A 16,847-nucleotide genomic window follows, 5' to 3' on the forward strand; every position below is an offset into this window, starting at 1 on the left:
ACTTTTCCTATTGCATTATTTGAGTGCGTTATGGCACAAGCCAAAGGTAAACAGCGACCGTCAATACCAACCCAGCCGAGCACCAGCGCAGTGCGTAGCTCAAGGTGCTTTTTTTCGGTAGTAGCAGCGCCACGCCAGAGAGGATAAACACCAACATCAGCAGCGCCGACGCATCGATCAGCCACTTCCAAGCTTCACCGCTGTGGCGGCCTTTGTGCAGATCGTTCAAACGTGCAACCCAGCCATAGTCCGTGACGTCAAGCTCTGCCTGCGCAGTCACCAAATCGATAAACAGCGCCGCGCTGTAACCGGGCGCATTAAAGCTGGCACTCACCTCGCCCTGTTTAAGCGTGTCACCTTCGTATTGGCTGTAAATATCCAAATCCGACATCGCGCCCGGAATAAACGTCTGCTCGGTCAGAAATTGCGCTAAGGTGCGTTTATCAACAACCACTTTGCCATTTTGAAACAGCAGTTCCTGAGGAATGTCCAACTGCACAGAAGCAGATTGAGGGTGGCTGGAAACGAACAGATCTGGGCGATTCAAGGTGATGCCCGTCAGCGCAAAAAACAGCATCAAGCCAAGTAAGGCCATGGAAACGTAGATGTGCAGGCGGCGAGCCCACAGCTGAAAGGCGCGGTGTTTATAAAACATAATCGACGAGCAACAAATATAATTGGCCCAAAGCTATATGATAATCACTATCACTTGTATTTAATTTACATTATTTACGTTTGCCGCACTGTTCGCTGTGAAGGATAACAATAGGTGCTAAGAACTAGCTGGGAGGAAAAACACCGGACAAGAAGGGAAAAGGCGCTCTACCTCAGATACAAGAGATAGAACGCCGACAAGGTTAGCGTTGAATAAACTCCAGCCATTGCAGCATCAGTTGTTCAAAATCTTCTAAGCCGCAACAGGCGATACTTTCGCTCTCATACAGCTCAAACTCGCTCTCTTGGTCGTCGTATGCCATCAGCAAAGCGTTGTCTTGAATGGTCACTTCATCTCCGCAGATGAGCAAACTGATCTCGGGGCCCGTTCTGCTCCACTCTTTCGCGCTGTTGGCTCGGGCCTGCTCAAGCAAAGTCAGTACCTCTCGAACTTTAGCCTGATCTTTACCGATCTCCTCTTGCACCCAGCGGCCGAGGATTTCATGCCCCATCGAACAATGGCAGTAGTAGCTACCATCCAGCACGTTCTTTTTAAATTCGTAATCCATCTTTTTCTCTGTTGATGACGATCTCGGGTGATATTATCGGGAAATTGCCCACAAGACGCCACTGCCAAGATGAAGCAAAACCACCCACCTCTTCAGCAGAGGGTAAAAAATACGCTGAAAATCGTCATTGCGCCGGACTCCTACAAAGAAAGCTTAACAGCGATGCAGGTCGCCATCGCGATTGAAAAAGGGTTTCAGCAAGTCTTACCCGATGCACACTACGTAAAGCTGCCGATGGCCGATGGTGGTGAAGGCACCGTGCAATCCTTGGTTGATGCGACTGGGGGCACCATTATCGAACAGACGGTGACGGGCCCACTTGGCCAACCTGTTGGTGGATTTTTTGGCTTGCTCGGCGAAGGCAAAACCGCAGTCATCGAAATGGCGGCGGCTTCTGGCCTTCATCTTGTCGCACCAGAGCTGCGCAATCCACTCATCACCACCACGTTTGGCACGGGTGAGCTGATCAAAGCCGCCCTCGATCAGGGTGTGGAGCACATTATCGTTGGCATCGGCGGCAGCGCGACCAACGATGGTGGCATTGGTATGGCGCAGGCTCTCGGCATCAAACTGCTTGATGCACAAGGTAACGCGCTTGGCTATGGCGGTGGGGAACTGGCTAAATTGGCGACGATCGATTGCAGCGATCTCGATCCTCGTTTGGCTCAAATTCGCCTTGAAGTGGCGTGCGATGTGGATAACCCACTGTGTGGCGAAAAAGGCGCTTCCGCTGTCTTCGGGCCGCAAAAAGGGGCAACGCCCGAGATGGTGACGATCTTGGATGAAAACTTGTCACACTATGCCGCAATTATTAAACAGCTACTTGGCGTGGATGTTCGTGATATGGCAGGTGCGGGCGCAGCCGGTGGTATGGGCGCAGCGCTGCTAGGCTTGCTTAACGCCGAGCTTCGCCCGGGCATTGAGATTGTCATGGACGCCGTCAATTTAGAGCAAATCATCGCTGATGCGGACCTAGTGATCACAGGTGAAGGTCGCATCGACAGCCAAACCATTCATGGCAAGACTCCGATTGGTGTCGCGCGCACAGCGAAAAAGCACGGCGTGCCAGTGATTGGTATCGCCGGTTGTCTGTCGGCCGATTGCGCAGTAGTGCATGAACATGGACTCGATGCGGTTTTTGCTGTGGTCAATAGCCCAGTCGATTTACCGACCGCGCTGGCAGAAGCGGCGCAAAACGTCGAGCTGACCGCACGCAATATCGCAGCCATCTATCGTTTATCTCTGCGTAAATGAGCTTTGACAGATAATAAAAAACCGCTGAAAATTCAGCGGTTTTTTTTATCAGTCATACTTAAGCCGGTTGTTGGAAAATCACCGTGTCGGCTTTTTTAGTGTACTGCTCCATCAGGTGGAAGTTGAGGTAACGGTAGGTATCCGCTGCCGTAGCATCCAACTGTTTCGCGTACTCCATATACTCTTCCACCGTTGGGATGCGGCCAAGAATTGCGCCGACCGCAGCGAGTTCCGCTGAGGAGAGATATACGTTTGCCCCAGTACCTAAACGGTTCGGGAAGTTACGCGTTGAAGTCGACATCACGGTCGCTTTGTCTGCCACACGCGCTTGGTTACCCATACATAGTGAACATCCCGGCGTTTCAATACGAACCCCAGCACGGCCGTAGATTCCGTAGTAACCTTCCTCGGTCAGTTGATCACGGTCCATCTTGGTTGGCGGAGCCACCCACAAACGGGTATCGAGCTGTCCTTTGAACTTCTCAAGCAGTTTACCTGCCGCGCGGAAGTGACCAATGTTGGTCATACAAGAACCGATGAACACTTCATCGATCTTGGTGCCCTGCACTTCAGAAAGCAGACGTGCGTCATCCGGATCGTTTGGCGCACACAGAATTGGCTCTTTGATCTCTGCCAAGTCGATTTCGATCACGTGCGCGTATTCTGCATCGCTGTCTGCCGACATAAGTTCTGGGTTCGCCAGCCACTCTTGCATCGCAGCAATACGGCGCTCGATGGTGCGGCGATCGCCGTAACCTTCGGAGATCATCCACTTCAGCATCACGATGTTCGAGTTGAGGTACTCTTCGATCGACGCTTGGGAAAGTTTCACCGTACAACCTGCCGCAGAACGTTCTGCCGAGGCGTCAGACAGTTCAAATGCTTGCTCAACCGTGAGGTGTTCCACCCCTTCGATTTCCAGAATACGACCAGAGAACTCGTTGATCTTACCCGCTTTTTCTACGGTCAGCAGACCTTGCTTGATGCCGTAGTAAGGGATCGCATGCACCAAATCACGCAGTGTGATACCTGGCTGCATCTCGCCTTTAAAGCGCACCAAAATAGACTCTGGCATGTCCAGAGGCATGACGCCCGTTGCCGCAGCAAACGCCACTAAGCCGGAACCAGCTGGGAAAGAAATCCCCAGAGGGAAACGAGTATGCGAGTCACCACCAGTACCGACAGTATCTGGCAGCAGCATACGGTTTAGCCATGAGTGGATAACACCATCGCCCGGACGTAGCGACACACCGCCACGGTTCATGATGAAATCAGGCAGAGTATGATGGGTGTTCACATCGACAGGTTTTGGATACGCAGAGGTGTGGCAGAAAGACTGCATCACAAGGTCTGCCGAGAAGCCAAGACAAGCCAAATCTTTCAGTTCATCACGCGTCATTGGGCCTGTGGTATCTTGCGAGCCTACTGTAGTCATCTTAGGTTCACAGTAGGTGCCAGGGCGGATGCCCGTAACGCCACATGCTTTACCGACCATCTTCTGTGCCAGTGAATAGCCTTTACCAGAGTCTGCAACGTCTGCAGGTTTACGGAACACATCTGACGGTGCGAGACCTAGTGATTGACGTGCTTTCTCTGTCAAACCACGGCCGATGATCAGAGGAATACGGCCACCAGCACGAACTTCATCAATCAGTACCTCGGTTTTGAGCGAGAACTCAGCCAGTACTTCTCCGGTTGCGTGGCTCGTTACCTTACCTTCATATGGGTAAACGTCGATCACATCGCCCATGTTGAGCTTAGAGACGTCCACTTCGATTGGCAGTGCGCCTGCATCTTCCATGGTGTTGAAGAAGATAGGGGCGATTTTGCCGCCAAGCACATAACCACCTGCGCGCTTGTTTGGCACGTAAGGAATATCATCGCCCATAAACCAAAGCACAGAGTTGGTTGCCGATTTACGCGATGAACCAGTACCCACCACATCACCGACATAAACCAATTGGTGGCCTTGCTCTTTGAGCGCTTCGATCTGTTTGATTGGGCCAATACTGCCCGGCTGATCTGGCACAATGCCGTCGCGCTCGTTTTTCAGCATCGCTAACGCGTGCACTGGAATATCAGGGCGAGACCAAGCATCTGGTGCTGGTGATAGGTCATCGGTGTTGGTTTCACCTGTGACTTTAAAGACGGTAAGGGTCACTTTCTCTGCCAATTGTGGCTTAGATAGGAACCACTCTGCATCGGCCCAAGATTGCAGCACTTGCTGTGCGTATTGGTTACCCGCTTTAGCTTTTTCTTCAACGTCGTAGAACACGTCAAACATCAGCAGTGTATGAGACAGCGCTTCAACCGCGATTGGCGCCAGCGCTTCGTCATCAAGCAGCGCCACTAGCGGTTCGATGTTGTAGCCGCCTTGCATAGTGCCGAGAAGCTTCGCAGCGTGCTCACGGCTCACCAGAGGAGAACTCGCTTCACCACGAGTAATAGCCGCAAGGAAACCAGCTTTCACATAAGCCGCTTCGTCAACACCTGGTGGGATACGATTTTCCAGTAGGTCGAGAAGAAACTCTTCTTCGCCTTGTGGGGGATTTTTTAGAAGTTCAACAAGTCCGGCAACTTGTTCTGCGTCCAGAGGTTTAGGAACAACTCCTTCTGCGGCACGCTCTTCGACGTGTTTACGGTAGGCTTCAAGCACGACTTTTTCCTCTCATTGCGGTTCCTCCTTTATTAATACTATTTGTCCAAAGTAAAGGAGTGAACATCCATGGAAACTTGGCTCCCTATTGCCCATGTTTTCATTCAATTCTGATTGAGAAACAGCGCCGCAGAGGCCAAACTGTGGGCAGCAGAATAGCAAATTTAACGAGAAATTAAAATCTCCTCACTTTGACCAACATAGCAAGTTAAGACTAAAGTCCCATAATTTTTAACTATTTATTTGCCCTTTTTTCGCAGATGACTGATCAACGATACGACGTACCGATGATAAAATAGATCGCATCCAGTTGCTCTTCAGTCCTTGCATAAGCAAGCACAATTGGACCTATCGGCGAATCGATCCCTGCAAAAATCGATGCGGCATTGTACAGTGGCGCCTCATTGAGTTTGAGTGTGGTATCCGACCAGACTCCACCATATTCCAGCGACGCGCCGAGGTAGACAGGCGCTTCAAACAATCCAAAGTCATTGTCAAACCAGCGATAACGATAAATCAAGCTAGTAAAAAACTTGTTCTGACCAATCAAGCTATTACGCGGAATACCCGACAGATTCAAGAAACCGCCAATACTTTTCGGGTCCAGCGGTGTGTAGTTGTTTTTGCTTTCAACAATCTCATATTCGGCGCTTGCGACCAAAGTATGACGCTGATAACTCTGCGCAACCTTGCCGAGCAGCGACAGTTCATACACAGTGTCGCTGGATGATTTACCAGTGAACTCCGATTCAAACATTTCCGGGCTTTTATCATGAGACACCAGATATTCAAGATCTAAGTACCATCCCGAGGTTGGCAGAGAGTAGTCATCCAGTGTGTCTAAACGATACTGGGCAAACGCCCCTAAGCGCTGAAAGTTAGCGCTTCCTGCCGAATCAAAGCTTGAGGCTTCAATATCCCCTTTATTAAACCGCCCTCCGAGTTTGAACTCTTGCCACAACTCAGGTTGAAAACCGATGGCTAACTCAGTGGTAAATTGGCTGTAAGTAAAAGGGAGGAAATTATAAGCCGCGCTTAAGCTCGGCTCATCGAACTCAGTGATTGGAACATTTCTCTTATCGCTGGTGTACGCCAATTTGGCGGTGGAAAAAATATCTTGGCTAGCACGTATGGGAGTATAGAGTTCCGCTTCAGCCAACTTATCTGTGCCCATCTCCAAATTGATGGTCAGCTCAGCCCCTTGCGAATTGAGATTGGTAAAGTTGGTCGAAAGCCCTACCCCGTATTGGCTCTCTGTGGCGAAATCATCTTCGAGGAAAAAGCGGAAGTTAACGTAGTTCGGCCCCCAAGATTTCTCTTTAACGTCCATCACCAGTTGGTTAATACCCTCGCTCTCTTGATAATGGTAAGAGACCAGCTCAAAACGATCTAATGCGTAGAGGTTTTCCACCGCGGCTTCCACCTCTTGCGTCTTTAATACTTTACCAGTTTTCAGATCAAGGCGATTACTCAGCAATCTATCGCTGTAATGCGTGTTGTTGAGCAGAACAATCTCATCAATTTGCATCTGATCACCGTGAACCAACTTACGCCGCGCACGCTGCTTTTGCTCCACATAACCTTGATAGTCAGCACTAGAGAGCGCCAAGGATTTGAGAGCTTCCTTTAAACTGTAAGTGGCGTCGTACCCCGCTTGGTAGGCATCTGGCATTTTGTCAAACTCAGTGGTTTCCATTTTGCCCACTTCCGGACGCAGATAGATATCCTGCTCCGTCAGACTGGCGGCTTGACGCTGGGTACTGCGCCGCACCAGATAGTTCGACAGTTGATCGGCAACAACCCAAAAGGTGGTGAAATCTTCACGGCTTTTGTAGTCGGTACTGATGTCTACCGCAATGACAATGTCCGCTCCCATCGCACGGGCAACATCGACGGGCATATTATTGATCACGCCGCCATCCACCAGCATGTGACCATCCAACTCATAGGGAGGCAAAGCGCCGGGTACCGACATACTCGCCATCATGGCATCGACCAATTGCCCTTTGTCGATCACCACCTCTTTAAGTTCAACAATATCGGTCGCGACTGAGCGGTATGGAATAGCCAACTCATCAAAGGAGTTGAATTCATTAAGGTTGCCGGTGGTTTCGCGCAGAATGCGTAGCATGTTTTGCCCTTGAACAAAACCGCGGGGCGTGCGCACCTCACCAAAACGTAAGCCAAGGTCGGTTCGCAGTTGGTAACGGTCTTCGGATTCTTTGTCACGCACACGGCGCTGACTGCGCTCTACCCGATCGCGATAACCGCTATTCCAATCGACGGTGTAGATAAAACTTTCAATTTCATCCGCGCTCATCCCCGTGGCATACAGACCACCAACATAGGCTCCCATGCTGGTGCCGGTGAGATAATCGACTGGGATGTGCATCTCTTCAAGCGCTTTGAGTACACCGATGTGCGCCGCCCCTTTTGCCCCGCCCCCAGCCAAAACCACCGCGATTTTGGGTCGTTTGACCTCCTCAATGGGCGATTCGCTGTCAGCCAAGGCTAAAGATGAGAACACAAAACTAAGAGGAAAGAGCAACCAAACAGCAAGAGTCTGACGAGCGGATTTCCATTTGTTCACTGTTTACTGCTCCTTTTTTTAAGCGATAGCATCCGTTTTACAACGGATTGACAGCGCGAACAATCACCAGTTCAGTAATTTATTCAACCAATTGCCAGATTGTTCACATTGACGCTTCAGTGCCTCATCCTTATCCCATACGGGTAAAGTGAAGGTTTTTTCCGCACAATCGAGCACCAACGCTCCGGCTGGCTGCTGTTTGTACCCCATAGTGGTGATCTGCTTTGGCCAAGGCAGCAACAGTTTTTCAGGAATGCGCTGCTTCAGATATTCTGCATACACGCGCAGCGCGCCGCTGGAACCAGTCAGTTTGGTCGGTTTATTGTCATCGCGCCCCAACCAAATGGTGGTAACTTCACGCCCGTCGACACCGACAAACCAACTGTCGCGGCTATCGTTACTGGTACCCGTTTTCCCCGCTAGTGCCGCCCAAGCAAACTGATTTTGCAGATAGCGGCCAGTTCCCTGAGCGACCCCTTGTTTCATCGCATAGGTGGTCAACCACGCCGCCTGTTCATCGACTGCAAGAGAAGACTTCGGCAGGGATTGGTACAAGACGTTGCCATCGAGATCGACCACGGAGCGCAATGCGGTAAGCGGCGCTTTGCGACCGGAGTTGGTCACGGTTTGGTACATCTGCGCCACTTCAATCGGCGTGAGCGAAAATGCGCCCAAAAACATCGAAGGCACCGGGCGAATTTCATCACGCTTGACGCCCAGTTTCTCTAGTGTTTGCGAGACGTTTTCAATCCCCAGTTGCATGCCAAGGCGCACGGTCGGTACATTGAGCGATTTCGCCAGCGCTAAATAGAGCGGCACATCGCCACGAAACTGACGATCAAAATTGCGCGGCTCCCACACCGAACCTTTACTGCCTTGCAAACTGAGCGGCGTATCTTGCAGCGTGGTCGCCAAGTTATATTTCTCAGGCTGAGACAGCGCCGTGAGATAGACCGCCGGCTTAACTAATGAGCCAATCGGACGACTGGCGTTGATCGCTCGGTTAAAACCATCGTAGCCGGTACGTTTGCCACCAACCATGGCACGAATTTCACCGCTATGCCGATCGACCGCCACCGCCGCCGCTTCAAGCGCCTCTCCCGACACTTTTTCCAGCTCGGGCATTTTCACACCAATGGCGAGTTCAAGTTTCTCTTGCGACACAGGATCAAGCGAAGTAAACACACGCAAACCGCTCTCACCACGAAAAACGTCGCCCACTTTCTGTTTCAATTCCATCGACAACTGTTGAAAATACGCCGGCTGCCGGCTGGCGATGCGGGGCGTCGGCTGAATATCTAGCGGACGACTGGCCGCTTGTTCGTAGGCTTGGGCACTGAGCAGTCCTTGCTGCATCATCAGACGCAAAACCAAATCGCGACGCTCCTGCGTTCGCTCGGGAAAGCGTACTGGGTTGTAGTAAGAAGGCCCTTTGACCATACCGACTAGCATGGCTAATTGGTCGATACGCAGCTCTTGGATTGGTTGGCCAAAGTAGTAACGCGACGCCAAAGCAAAGCCGTGGATCGCTTGGTTGCCACTTTGTCCCAAATACACCTCATTGAGATAGGCTTCTAAGATGCGATCTTTGCTGTAACGATAGTCGAGAATCAACGCGATATACGCTTCACGCAGCTTGCGCCACAAGGTGCGCTCTTGGGTCAAAAACAGGTTTTTCGCTAACTGCTGAGTCAAGGTACTGCCGCCTTGCACGGTTCGGCCTGCTTTAAAATTGACCAACATCGCGCGCGCAATCGCCAGCGGTGAAACGCCATCGTGCTGATAAAAGTGACGATCTTCAGTCACAAGCAAGGCATCGACGATGATTTCCGGAAATTGCTCACGGCGCAGAAAGAGCCTTTGCTCTTCGCTGTCTTTTTCCAACATTCCCAGCATCTTCGGCTCTAAACGCAGATACCCGAGATCACCTGTCGATTCGAGCGATTGAATGCGATTGAGCGTACCTGAATCAAAATGCAGCATCACGTGGCGATCCGGCTCAGGGCCATCGGCAAATTCGAACGGACGGCGAATCAATTCAATTTTACTGCTTGAGGCGGCGTACTCTCCCGGGAACTTGGGGTGGCTGACTTTACGGTAGTTGAGTACGTCCAGTTCGTTTTGTAACTCCTGACGAGAAAACGCATCGCCGGGCGAAAGCGTTAAGATGCGCGCATACACCACGGTTGGGAGATCAAACAACTGCCCTTCAAAACGCTGTTTAACCACGCTATCAAGATAAATGCCGATAAACACCAGCAGCGCCATCAGCGCCACGGCGCATTTCCAACTAAACGACCACAGAATACGTAGCCAATGGCGTTTCGCTTTTTGCTTAGCGGCTGGGCGGCGAGGCGTAGCACTGCGCTTGCTTTTTTGCGGCGTTTTTTTCTTCGCGTTGTCAGTGCCTTTTACTGTTTTACTCATGAGTTTAACTGTCTTTTGGTTTTCGTCGTGGCGATATGATTGGCTGGGTCATCCGGCCATACGTGTTTGGGATAACGCCCTTTCATCTCTTTTTGCACTTCTTTGTAGGCACCAGCCCAAAAGCCAGCTAAATCTTGCGTCACCTGCAAAGGACGACGCGCTGGAGAGAGCAGCTCGAGGGTTAACTTTATCCGCCCCTGCGCAATAGTTGGCGAAGTGCTCTCACCAAACAGCTCTTGCATGCGCACCGAGAGTACCGGAGAAGCGCCTTCTTGATAGCGGATCGCCTGACGTGTACCGGTTGGTAGCACATATTCCTGCGGCAGCCAAACATCCAACTGTTGATTAAGCGGCCAACCCAAGCGTGCATTGAGTGCCTCACAGAGCGCAATTCTGCTCAGATCTTTCACTGACGTGAGATGATTCATGTAGGGCGCCAGCCAGCTTGGCAAATCATTCAGCAGGCTAGCATCATCCATAGCGGGCCACGTTTGCTCAGGTAGCCATTCAATGGCGCAGCGAATGCGTTGCAACAAGGCTTGGGCTTTGGGCGTCCAGTCTAAACTATTCAGCCCTTTGCGGCGTACATAGCTGAGTAAAGCCTGTGTCATTTTTTCTTTGCCCGGCTGGGGCAGTGGCTCACGCGCCACAATCAGCTCGCCGATACGCGTCTGTTTTTCCGCTACTAAGCGCCCTTTGTTTTCATCCCAATCGACCTGTTCAGAGGCTTGCAACAGCGCTGGGTGGTACTGTTCAAGCAGTGGTAAGCAGAGTGGCGCCGCCAGTTGGATCTGGCTGGCGTTGCCACCACTGCGCAGCAGCTCAGCCGCGACCAGATAGTCGTTGTCACCCAACGGGTCATCTTCTCGCAGCTCGCCGCCATGGCCATTGGCCAGTATGTAGCGCCCATTTTGCTTGTTCCTTCGCTGCGCGACTCGGTCTGGATAGGCAAAACTCATCGCCACCGCTAGCAAAGGTTCTTCGACGTCACTCAGCGCAAATGTGGCGGATAACTTACTAGCGAGAGTCGCAGCACGTTTGCTCAACTGGCCTTTTTTCGCATGTTTTCCACTTTGCCAGCGATGCAAACTGTGCCCAAGATGAGTGCCGTTTTTCTCCGGATCTTCCAAAAGCACAGCGGCGGCAATCGCGCTTTGCAACAGGGCGTGGCTTTGCTTTGCACAGGCAATCAGCATGGCGGCTAAACGTGGCGCTAATCCGAGTTTTTGTGCCAAAGCGCCTTGCGCGGTCAGTTGATGGCCTTTCACCAACCCGAGCTGCGTCAACAAGTTTTTCGCTTGTGCTATTGACGCTGCGGGCGGAATGTCCAGCAGCTTGAGCGCGTTCGGCTCACTGACGCCCCACTGCGCCAGTTCCATCATTAAAGCAGAGAGATCCGACTGCATAATTTCCGCCACGGGGACGGCGGGCATTTGCTGAAACTGGCTTGACGAATAAAGACGCACGCAGATGCCCTCTTCGATTCGTCCTGCGCGGCCTGCACGTTGAATGGCCGAGGATTGCGCAATGCGCACTTGCTCAAGACTCGTCAGCCCGGTTTTGACATCAAATCGGGCCACGCGCTCAAGGCCACTGTCGACCACTAAGCGGATCCCTTCAATCGTAAGCGACGTTTCAGCGATATTGGTCGCCAGCACCACTTTGCGCTCACCGGGTTTGGGGGCTTGTATCGCCTTTTGCTGCTCATCAAATGGCAACTGACCATATAAAGGACAGATTTGCACCTGTTCGCTCAGGTGAGCAAGGCGCTCTGCCACTTGCTGAATGGCACTCACTCCGGGCAAAAACGCCAGTACAGAGCCAGATTGCTGGGCGAGTAGCTGCTCGATGGTTTTGCTCATCGCTAGCGGTAAATAATCATTGGCTCCCAGCGGCTGATAGCGAATCTCAACCTCAAAGGCGCGCCCTTGCGATTGAATGAAGGGGGCATTAGGCAGTAAATTTTGCAGCGCATCGTGATCGAGCGTGGCCGACATCACCACCAGCTTGAGATCGTCACGCAGCGCCTCCTGCACTTCCAAGGCGAGCGCCAACGCCGTATCGGCGTGAATGCTGCGCTCATGAAACTCGTCAAAGATCAGCATATCCACGCCCGAGAGTTCAGGGTCGGATTGAATCATCCGCGTCATCACCCCTTCTGTCACTATCTCCAGTTGCGTGGCCGCGCTGACTTTACTCTCGCCACGTACCCGATAGCCCACTCGCTGCCCGACCGCTTCACCCAGTTGCTTGGCCAGATAGCTGGCGATATTGCGCGCCGCTAAACGGCGAGGCTCAAGCATAATGATCTTGCCGGTCACGGCTCGGTTTAGCAGCAGTTGCAGCGGAAAATAGGTCGATTTACCCGCACCGGGGGCTGCTTTGAGGATGAGCTGACTGTGTTGAGCAACCGCCGCGAGCAATTCTGGCATCACGGCTTGGATGGGCAATTGTGACAATGGAAGATCCTTATGCTTAAATGGCGGCCACATTGTACATAAAAACCAGCCTGTCTAAATACGCAAATGCAATTCCAACCTAAGTTACAAGCCGCTACTTTACAAAAGCGCTACAAACGTTTTCTCGCTGATGTGACCTATCAAGACGGCAGCACCGGCACCATTCACTGTGCTAATACGGGCGCAATGACAGGTTGTGCGACCGCTGGCGATACCATTTGGTACTCAACCTCAGACAACCCAAAACGCAAATACCCGCACAGTTGGGAACTGACTGAAACTGTCCACGGCGAGCGGATTTGCGTCAATACCGCCAGAGCGAACCAACTGGCCGTCGAAGCGATTGAAAACGGCTGGATCACTGAGCTGCAAAACTATGACCGACTGCAAACCGAAGTGAAGTACGGCAGTGAAAACAGTCGAATTGATATCCTGCTCAGCGCACACGACAAAGCAACGTGTTATATAGAGGTCAAAAGCGTCACGCTGCTCGAACCGAGCGAGCCAGGGCAAGGCTATTTCCCTGACGCAGTGACAACTCGTGGGCAAAAACATCTGCGGGAACTCACAGAAATGGCACAAAATGGAAACCGAGCCATACTTTTGTTTGCTGTTTTACATTCAGGTATTGAAAAAGTTTCGGCGGCGCTCCATATAGACGCCAAATATTCCCAATTACTCAAACAAGCACAAAAAGCCGGAGTTGAAATCCTCTGTTATAAAGCAGAGATCAGCAATACAGAAATCAGACTCAATTCTGCTATCGAGTTTCTCGACAGATAGAAAAATGATGTGGTGTTCACATTGACATCAAGTTTACGATTGATAGTTTGCCAGCACCGCCTCTTTCTGCTATAGATACCCGCCTTAAATTAGCTGCTTAGCAGTTGATAGGTGTAAGTAGGAGATGCTGTATGCCAGAATCAAAGAAAAAAGCGCTAGGCATCCTAGCCATTGCCGGTGTGGAGCCGTATCAGGAAAAGCCTGGTGAAGAGTACATGTCACCAGACCAAGTGGTTCACTTTAGAAAGATTTTAGAAGCTTGGCGTAACCAGCTCAGGGAAGAAGTTGATCGTACTGTGCACCATATGCAGGACGAGGCAGCAAATTTCCCGGATCCAGTTGACCGCGCTTCACAAGAAGAAGAGTTCAGCTTGGAGCTTCGCAACCGTGACCGCGAACGTCGCTTGATCAAGAAGATCGAGAAGACACTCGACAAGATCAACGAAGAAGACTTCGGCTTCTGTGAGTCTTGTGGTGTGGAGATCGGCATTCGTCGTCTTGAAGCTCGCCCAACTGCTGATTTGTGTATCGACTGTAAAACCCTTGCAGAGATCAAAGAGAAGCAGATGCAGGGTTAAGTCACCTGATATCCGATCGTAAAGGGAGCTGTCGCTCCCTTTTTGTTTTGAGATCAAGAACTATGAGTTACATCGGTCGTTTCGCTCCCTCTCCTTCCGGCCCGCTCCATTTTGGCTCGCTGATCGCCGCTCTTGGTAGCTATTTCCAAGCCAAATCACAGCATGGTAAATGGCTGGTACGCATTGAAGATCTCGACCCACCCCGAGAAATGCCCGGGGCGGCAGAGCTTATTTTAAAAACACTGCAAACCTACCATCTTTACTGGGATGGTGAGGTGGTGTATCAAAGTCAGCGCCATGCGCTCTATCAAGCACAAATTGACCACTGGCTCGCTTCTGGTCAGGCATACTACTGCCAGTGCACGCGCAAACAGATCAAAGAAAATGGCGGCTACTATCCGGGCACGTGTCGCAGTGCGGGCCATAGCCAAGGGGCGATTCGTTTGAAAATGACGCACCCTGTGCGCACTTTTGTCGATTTAAAACACGGTGAAATCTCCATTCCCGCGGCGCTGGTCGATGAAGATTTTATTATCAAACGCCGAGATGGCTTGTTTGCTTACAATCTTGCTGTTGTACTGGACGACATTGCCCAAGGCGTGACGGAAGTAGTGCGCGGCGCGGATCTCATCGAGCCAACCGGCAGGCAGATCAGCTTGTACCAAATGCTTGGCCAGTCGCCGGTGCGCTATTTGCACTTACCGCTGGCCGTCGATCACAGTGGCAATAAGCTCTCCAAACAAAATCACGCCACGGGCATCGATTTGCAACACCCGGCAGCGCTGATTCTGGAAGCGATGGCATTCCTCGGCTTCAAGTGGGATGAGCAGCTAGAATACGCCAGCATTGACGAAATTCTTCGCTGGGGAGTAGAAAACTGGCAACTGACACAGCTACCCGACAGATTGAAGATCACTGCACGATTCTCAAACGGTACTGTGTGAGCTATTATAAGCGCCAAAATCAAGCCAAATGGGCGTAAAACCTAACCAATGCAAAGGGGTTAACGGCCTCTTTTGCCAAATGCACATGAATAAAAACGAAAATACACCTTGCAGTCCCAGCTCTTGCCCGGAACTCGCTTTAAATGTGATTACTCGTCAAGAGCACAATATTTCACGCAAGCAGATCAGCGACAATGCGTTGAAAGTGCTATACCGACTTCATGGCGCCGGCTTTGACGCTTATTTAGTGGGTGGAGGCGTGCGAGATCTGTTACTCGGCCAAACACCGAAAGATTTCGATATTGCGACCAACGCAACGCCAGAGCAGCTTAAACATCTGTTTCGCAACTGCCGTTTAATTGGCCGTCGCTTTCGTCTGGCGCACATTATGTTTGGTCGCGACATCATCGAAGTGGCGACTTTTCGTGGTCACCACCAAGACGCCGATTCGCCAGTCTCGCAGCAATCCAAACAAGGCATGCTGCTACGCGATAACGTGTATGGCACGATTGATGAAGATGCCGAACGCCGCGACTTCACCATTAACGCCATGTATTACAACATTGCCGACTATTCGATTCATGACTATGCAGGCGGCGTAGAAGATCTTGAAGACCGCTTGATCCGCCTGATTGGCGATCCGCAAACCCGTTATCGGGAAGATCCGGTGCGCATGCTGCGCGCAATTCGCTTTGCGGCCAAACTCGATTTTGACATCGAAGAAGACACCGCCGCGCCAATTGAAGAGCTGGCGCCTTTGCTACGCGACATTCCGGCGGCGCGCCTGTATGAAGAGTCTCTCAAGTTGCTGCAAGCAGGATACGGTTTGGAAACCTACCACCTACTGCGCGAGTACAATCTATTCCAGCAACTTTTCCCAGCCATTGCCGCCCATTTCACCGAAGATTACTCTTCGCCAACTGAGCAGATGCTGGATCTGGTGTTAGACTCCACAGACATGCGTATCGACGAAGGCAAGCGCATCAACCCTGCCTACATGTTCGCCGCTATGCTGTGGTATCCGATGCTGGCACTCGCTGACAAACTGATGGAAGCACACAACTTGTGCCACTACGACGCGGTCATGGAAGCCAGTAATCTGATTTTGGATGAGCAAGTGCGCTCTATCGCCATCCCGCGTCGCCATACTGCTACCATTCGTGAGATTTGGCAGTTGCAACTGCGCATGCCAAGGCGCAACGGTAAACGCGCTTTCCGCTTGATGGAGCTTAACAAGTTCCGTGCGGGCTTTGATTTCCTCGAAATGCGTGGTGAGATCGAAGGCGGGGAAACCGAAAAACTGGCCAAATGGTGGGCCACATTCCAAAACGCCGGGCGCGAAATGCGCGTCGCGATGGCTTCCGACCTCGATGGCAAACCCGGCTCTAAACCAAGCCGCAAGCGCAAATCCTCTTTCCGCAAGAAAAAGGACAAACCGCAGTCATGATCCGTGCATATATCGCGATCGGCAGTAATCTTGCCGATCCCGTTGCCCAAGCCAATCGTGCTATTGCGGCCTTGAAAAGCTTACCAAACAGTGAGCTGGTCGCGATATCTCAGCTTTACAGCAGCACACCGATGGGGCCACAAAATCAGCCCGACTATATTAACGCCGTGGCTGAAATCCAAACCGAATTAACGCCGTTGCAACTGCTCGATTGCACTCAAGCGATTGAACTGGAGCAAGGGCGTGTCCGTAAAGAAGAGCGCTGGGGACCAAGAACCCTAGATCTCGACCTCCTTCTTTACGGCAATGAGGTGATCGACTCCGAGCGGTTAACCATTCCCCACTATGGAATGAAAGAGCGTGAATTCGTTCTTTACCCACTCGCCGAAATCGCACCAAATTTAACCCTCCCTGATGGGACCAGGCTCGCTGAACTTCTCACTCAGGTGGAGAGAAACGGCCTCGGTATTTGGCAATCATAGCCAA

General features: G+C 51.6%; 12 protein-coding genes. 6 read left to right on the top strand and 6 right to left on the bottom strand.

The window, feature by feature from the left end:
- Nucleotides 1–28 precede the first annotated feature (28 nt).
- Together EA26_RS17590 and EA26_RS17595 are read right to left on the bottom strand one after the other, a co-directional pair.
- Nucleotides 29–655 (bottom strand): PepSY-associated TM helix domain-containing protein, encoded by a 627-nt coding sequence (locus EA26_RS17590; protein ID WP_039430425.1) that lies wholly within the window; start codon nt 653–655, stop codon nt 29–31.
- 202 nt (nt 656–857) lie between these two features.
- Nucleotides 858–1,223 carry a YacL family protein gene (locus tag EA26_RS17595; RefSeq protein ID WP_039430426.1) on the bottom strand — a complete coding sequence of 122 codons (366 nt, stop codon included), beginning with the start codon at nt 1,221–1,223 and terminating at the stop codon, nt 858–860.
- Nucleotides 1,224–1,337: 114 nt separating this feature from the next.
- Here EA26_RS17595 and EA26_RS17600 point away from each other — a divergent pair, with 114 nt between their 5' ends.
- Nucleotides 1,338–2,477 carry a glycerate kinase gene (locus tag EA26_RS17600; RefSeq protein ID WP_039431654.1) on the top strand — a complete coding sequence of 380 codons (1,140 nt, stop codon included), beginning with the start codon at nt 1,338–1,340 and terminating at the stop codon, nt 2,475–2,477.
- A 58-nt stretch (nt 2,478–2,535) separates the two neighbouring features.
- On the opposite strand, the gene acnB is transcribed toward EA26_RS17600, so the two are convergent.
- The 4 genes from acnB to hrpB form a co-directional block, all read right to left on the bottom strand.
- Nucleotides 2,536–5,133, bottom strand: coding sequence for a bifunctional aconitate hydratase 2/2-methylisocitrate dehydratase (gene acnB, locus EA26_RS17605; protein WP_039430427.1), 2,598 nt, complete (start codon nt 5,131–5,133; stop codon nt 2,536–2,538).
- Between the two features lie 268 nt (nt 5,134–5,401).
- On the bottom strand, nt 5,402–7,660 hold the full coding sequence (locus tag EA26_RS17610; RefSeq protein ID WP_052079229.1) for a patatin-like phospholipase family protein: 2,259 nt from the start codon (nt 7,658–7,660) through the stop codon (nt 5,402–5,404).
- Nucleotides 7,661–7,786: 126 nt separating this feature from the next.
- Nucleotides 7,787–10,150 carry a penicillin-binding protein 1B gene (gene mrcB, locus EA26_RS17615; protein ID WP_039430428.1) on the bottom strand — a complete coding sequence of 788 codons (2,364 nt, stop codon included), beginning with the start codon at nt 10,148–10,150 and terminating at the stop codon, nt 7,787–7,789.
- The gene (gene hrpB, locus EA26_RS17620) at nt 10,147–12,609 is read right to left on the bottom strand and encodes an ATP-dependent helicase HrpB (protein WP_039430429.1); all 2,463 of its coding nucleotides are present in this window, start codon (nt 12,607–12,609) and stop codon (nt 10,147–10,149) included. The genes mrcB and hrpB overlap by 4 nt, the downstream gene beginning before the upstream one ends.
- A 66-nt stretch (nt 12,610–12,675) precedes the next feature.
- Here hrpB and sfsA point away from each other — a divergent pair, with 66 nt between their 5' ends.
- The 5 genes from sfsA to folK all read left to right on the top strand — a co-directional run bounded on the left by sfsA (nt 12,676) and on the right by folK (nt 16,843).
- Entirely contained in the window at nt 12,676–13,392 is a 717-nt protein-coding gene (gene sfsA / locus EA26_RS17625) for a DNA/RNA nuclease SfsA (RefSeq protein WP_039430430.1), read from the top strand.
- Between the two features lie 131 nt (nt 13,393–13,523).
- The gene (gene dksA / locus EA26_RS17630; RefSeq protein ID WP_039430431.1) at nt 13,524–13,970 is read left to right on the top strand and encodes an RNA polymerase-binding protein DksA; all 447 of its coding nucleotides are present in this window, start codon (nt 13,524–13,526) and stop codon (nt 13,968–13,970) included.
- Nucleotides 13,971–14,032: 62 nt separating this feature from the next.
- A complete protein-coding gene (gluQRS, locus tag EA26_RS17635) occupies nt 14,033–14,914 on the top strand; it encodes a tRNA glutamyl-Q(34) synthetase GluQRS (protein WP_039430432.1) in 882 nt (293 codons plus the stop codon).
- Nucleotides 14,915–14,993: 79 nt separating this feature from the next.
- On the top strand, nt 14,994–16,361 hold the full coding sequence (gene pcnB, locus EA26_RS17640; RefSeq protein ID WP_039431659.1) for a polynucleotide adenylyltransferase PcnB: 1,368 nt from the start codon (nt 14,994–14,996) through the stop codon (nt 16,359–16,361).
- Nucleotides 16,358–16,843, top strand: coding sequence for a 2-amino-4-hydroxy-6-hydroxymethyldihydropteridine diphosphokinase (gene folK / locus EA26_RS17645; protein WP_039430433.1), 486 nt, complete (start codon nt 16,358–16,360; stop codon nt 16,841–16,843). Before pcnB ends, folK begins: the two co-directional genes overlap by 4 nt.
- Nucleotides 16,844–16,847 lie beyond the last annotated feature (4 nt).

The organism is Vibrio navarrensis, assembly GCF_000764325.1.
GTDB lineage: Bacteria > Pseudomonadota > Gammaproteobacteria > Enterobacterales > Vibrionaceae > Vibrio > Vibrio navarrensis.

What these genes read in the sequence shown, in the direction of transcription:
- EA26_RS17590 (WP_039430425.1), bottom strand. Translation starts at nt 655, where the DNA reads ATGTTTTATAAACACCGCGCCTTTCAGCTGTGGGCTCGCCGCCTGCAC.
- EA26_RS17595 (WP_039430426.1), bottom strand. Translation starts at nt 1,223, where the DNA reads ATGGATTACGAATTTAAAAAGAACGTGCTGGATGGTAGCTACTACTGC.
- mrcB (WP_039430428.1), bottom strand. Translation starts at nt 10,150, where the DNA reads ATGAGTAAAACAGTAAAAGGCACTGACAACGCGAAGAAAAAAACGCCG.
- sfsA (WP_039430430.1), top strand. Translation starts at nt 12,676, where the DNA reads ATGCAATTCCAACCTAAGTTACAAGCCGCTACTTTACAAAAGCGCTAC.
- dksA (WP_039430431.1), top strand. Translation starts at nt 13,524, where the DNA reads ATGCCAGAATCAAAGAAAAAAGCGCTAGGCATCCTAGCCATTGCCGGT.
- gluQRS (WP_039430432.1), top strand. Translation starts at nt 14,033, where the DNA reads ATGAGTTACATCGGTCGTTTCGCTCCCTCTCCTTCCGGCCCGCTCCAT.
- pcnB (WP_039431659.1), top strand. Translation starts at nt 14,994, where the DNA reads ATGCACATGAATAAAAACGAAAATACACCTTGCAGTCCCAGCTCTTGC.
- folK (WP_039430433.1), top strand. Translation starts at nt 16,358, where the DNA reads ATGATCCGTGCATATATCGCGATCGGCAGTAATCTTGCCGATCCCGTT.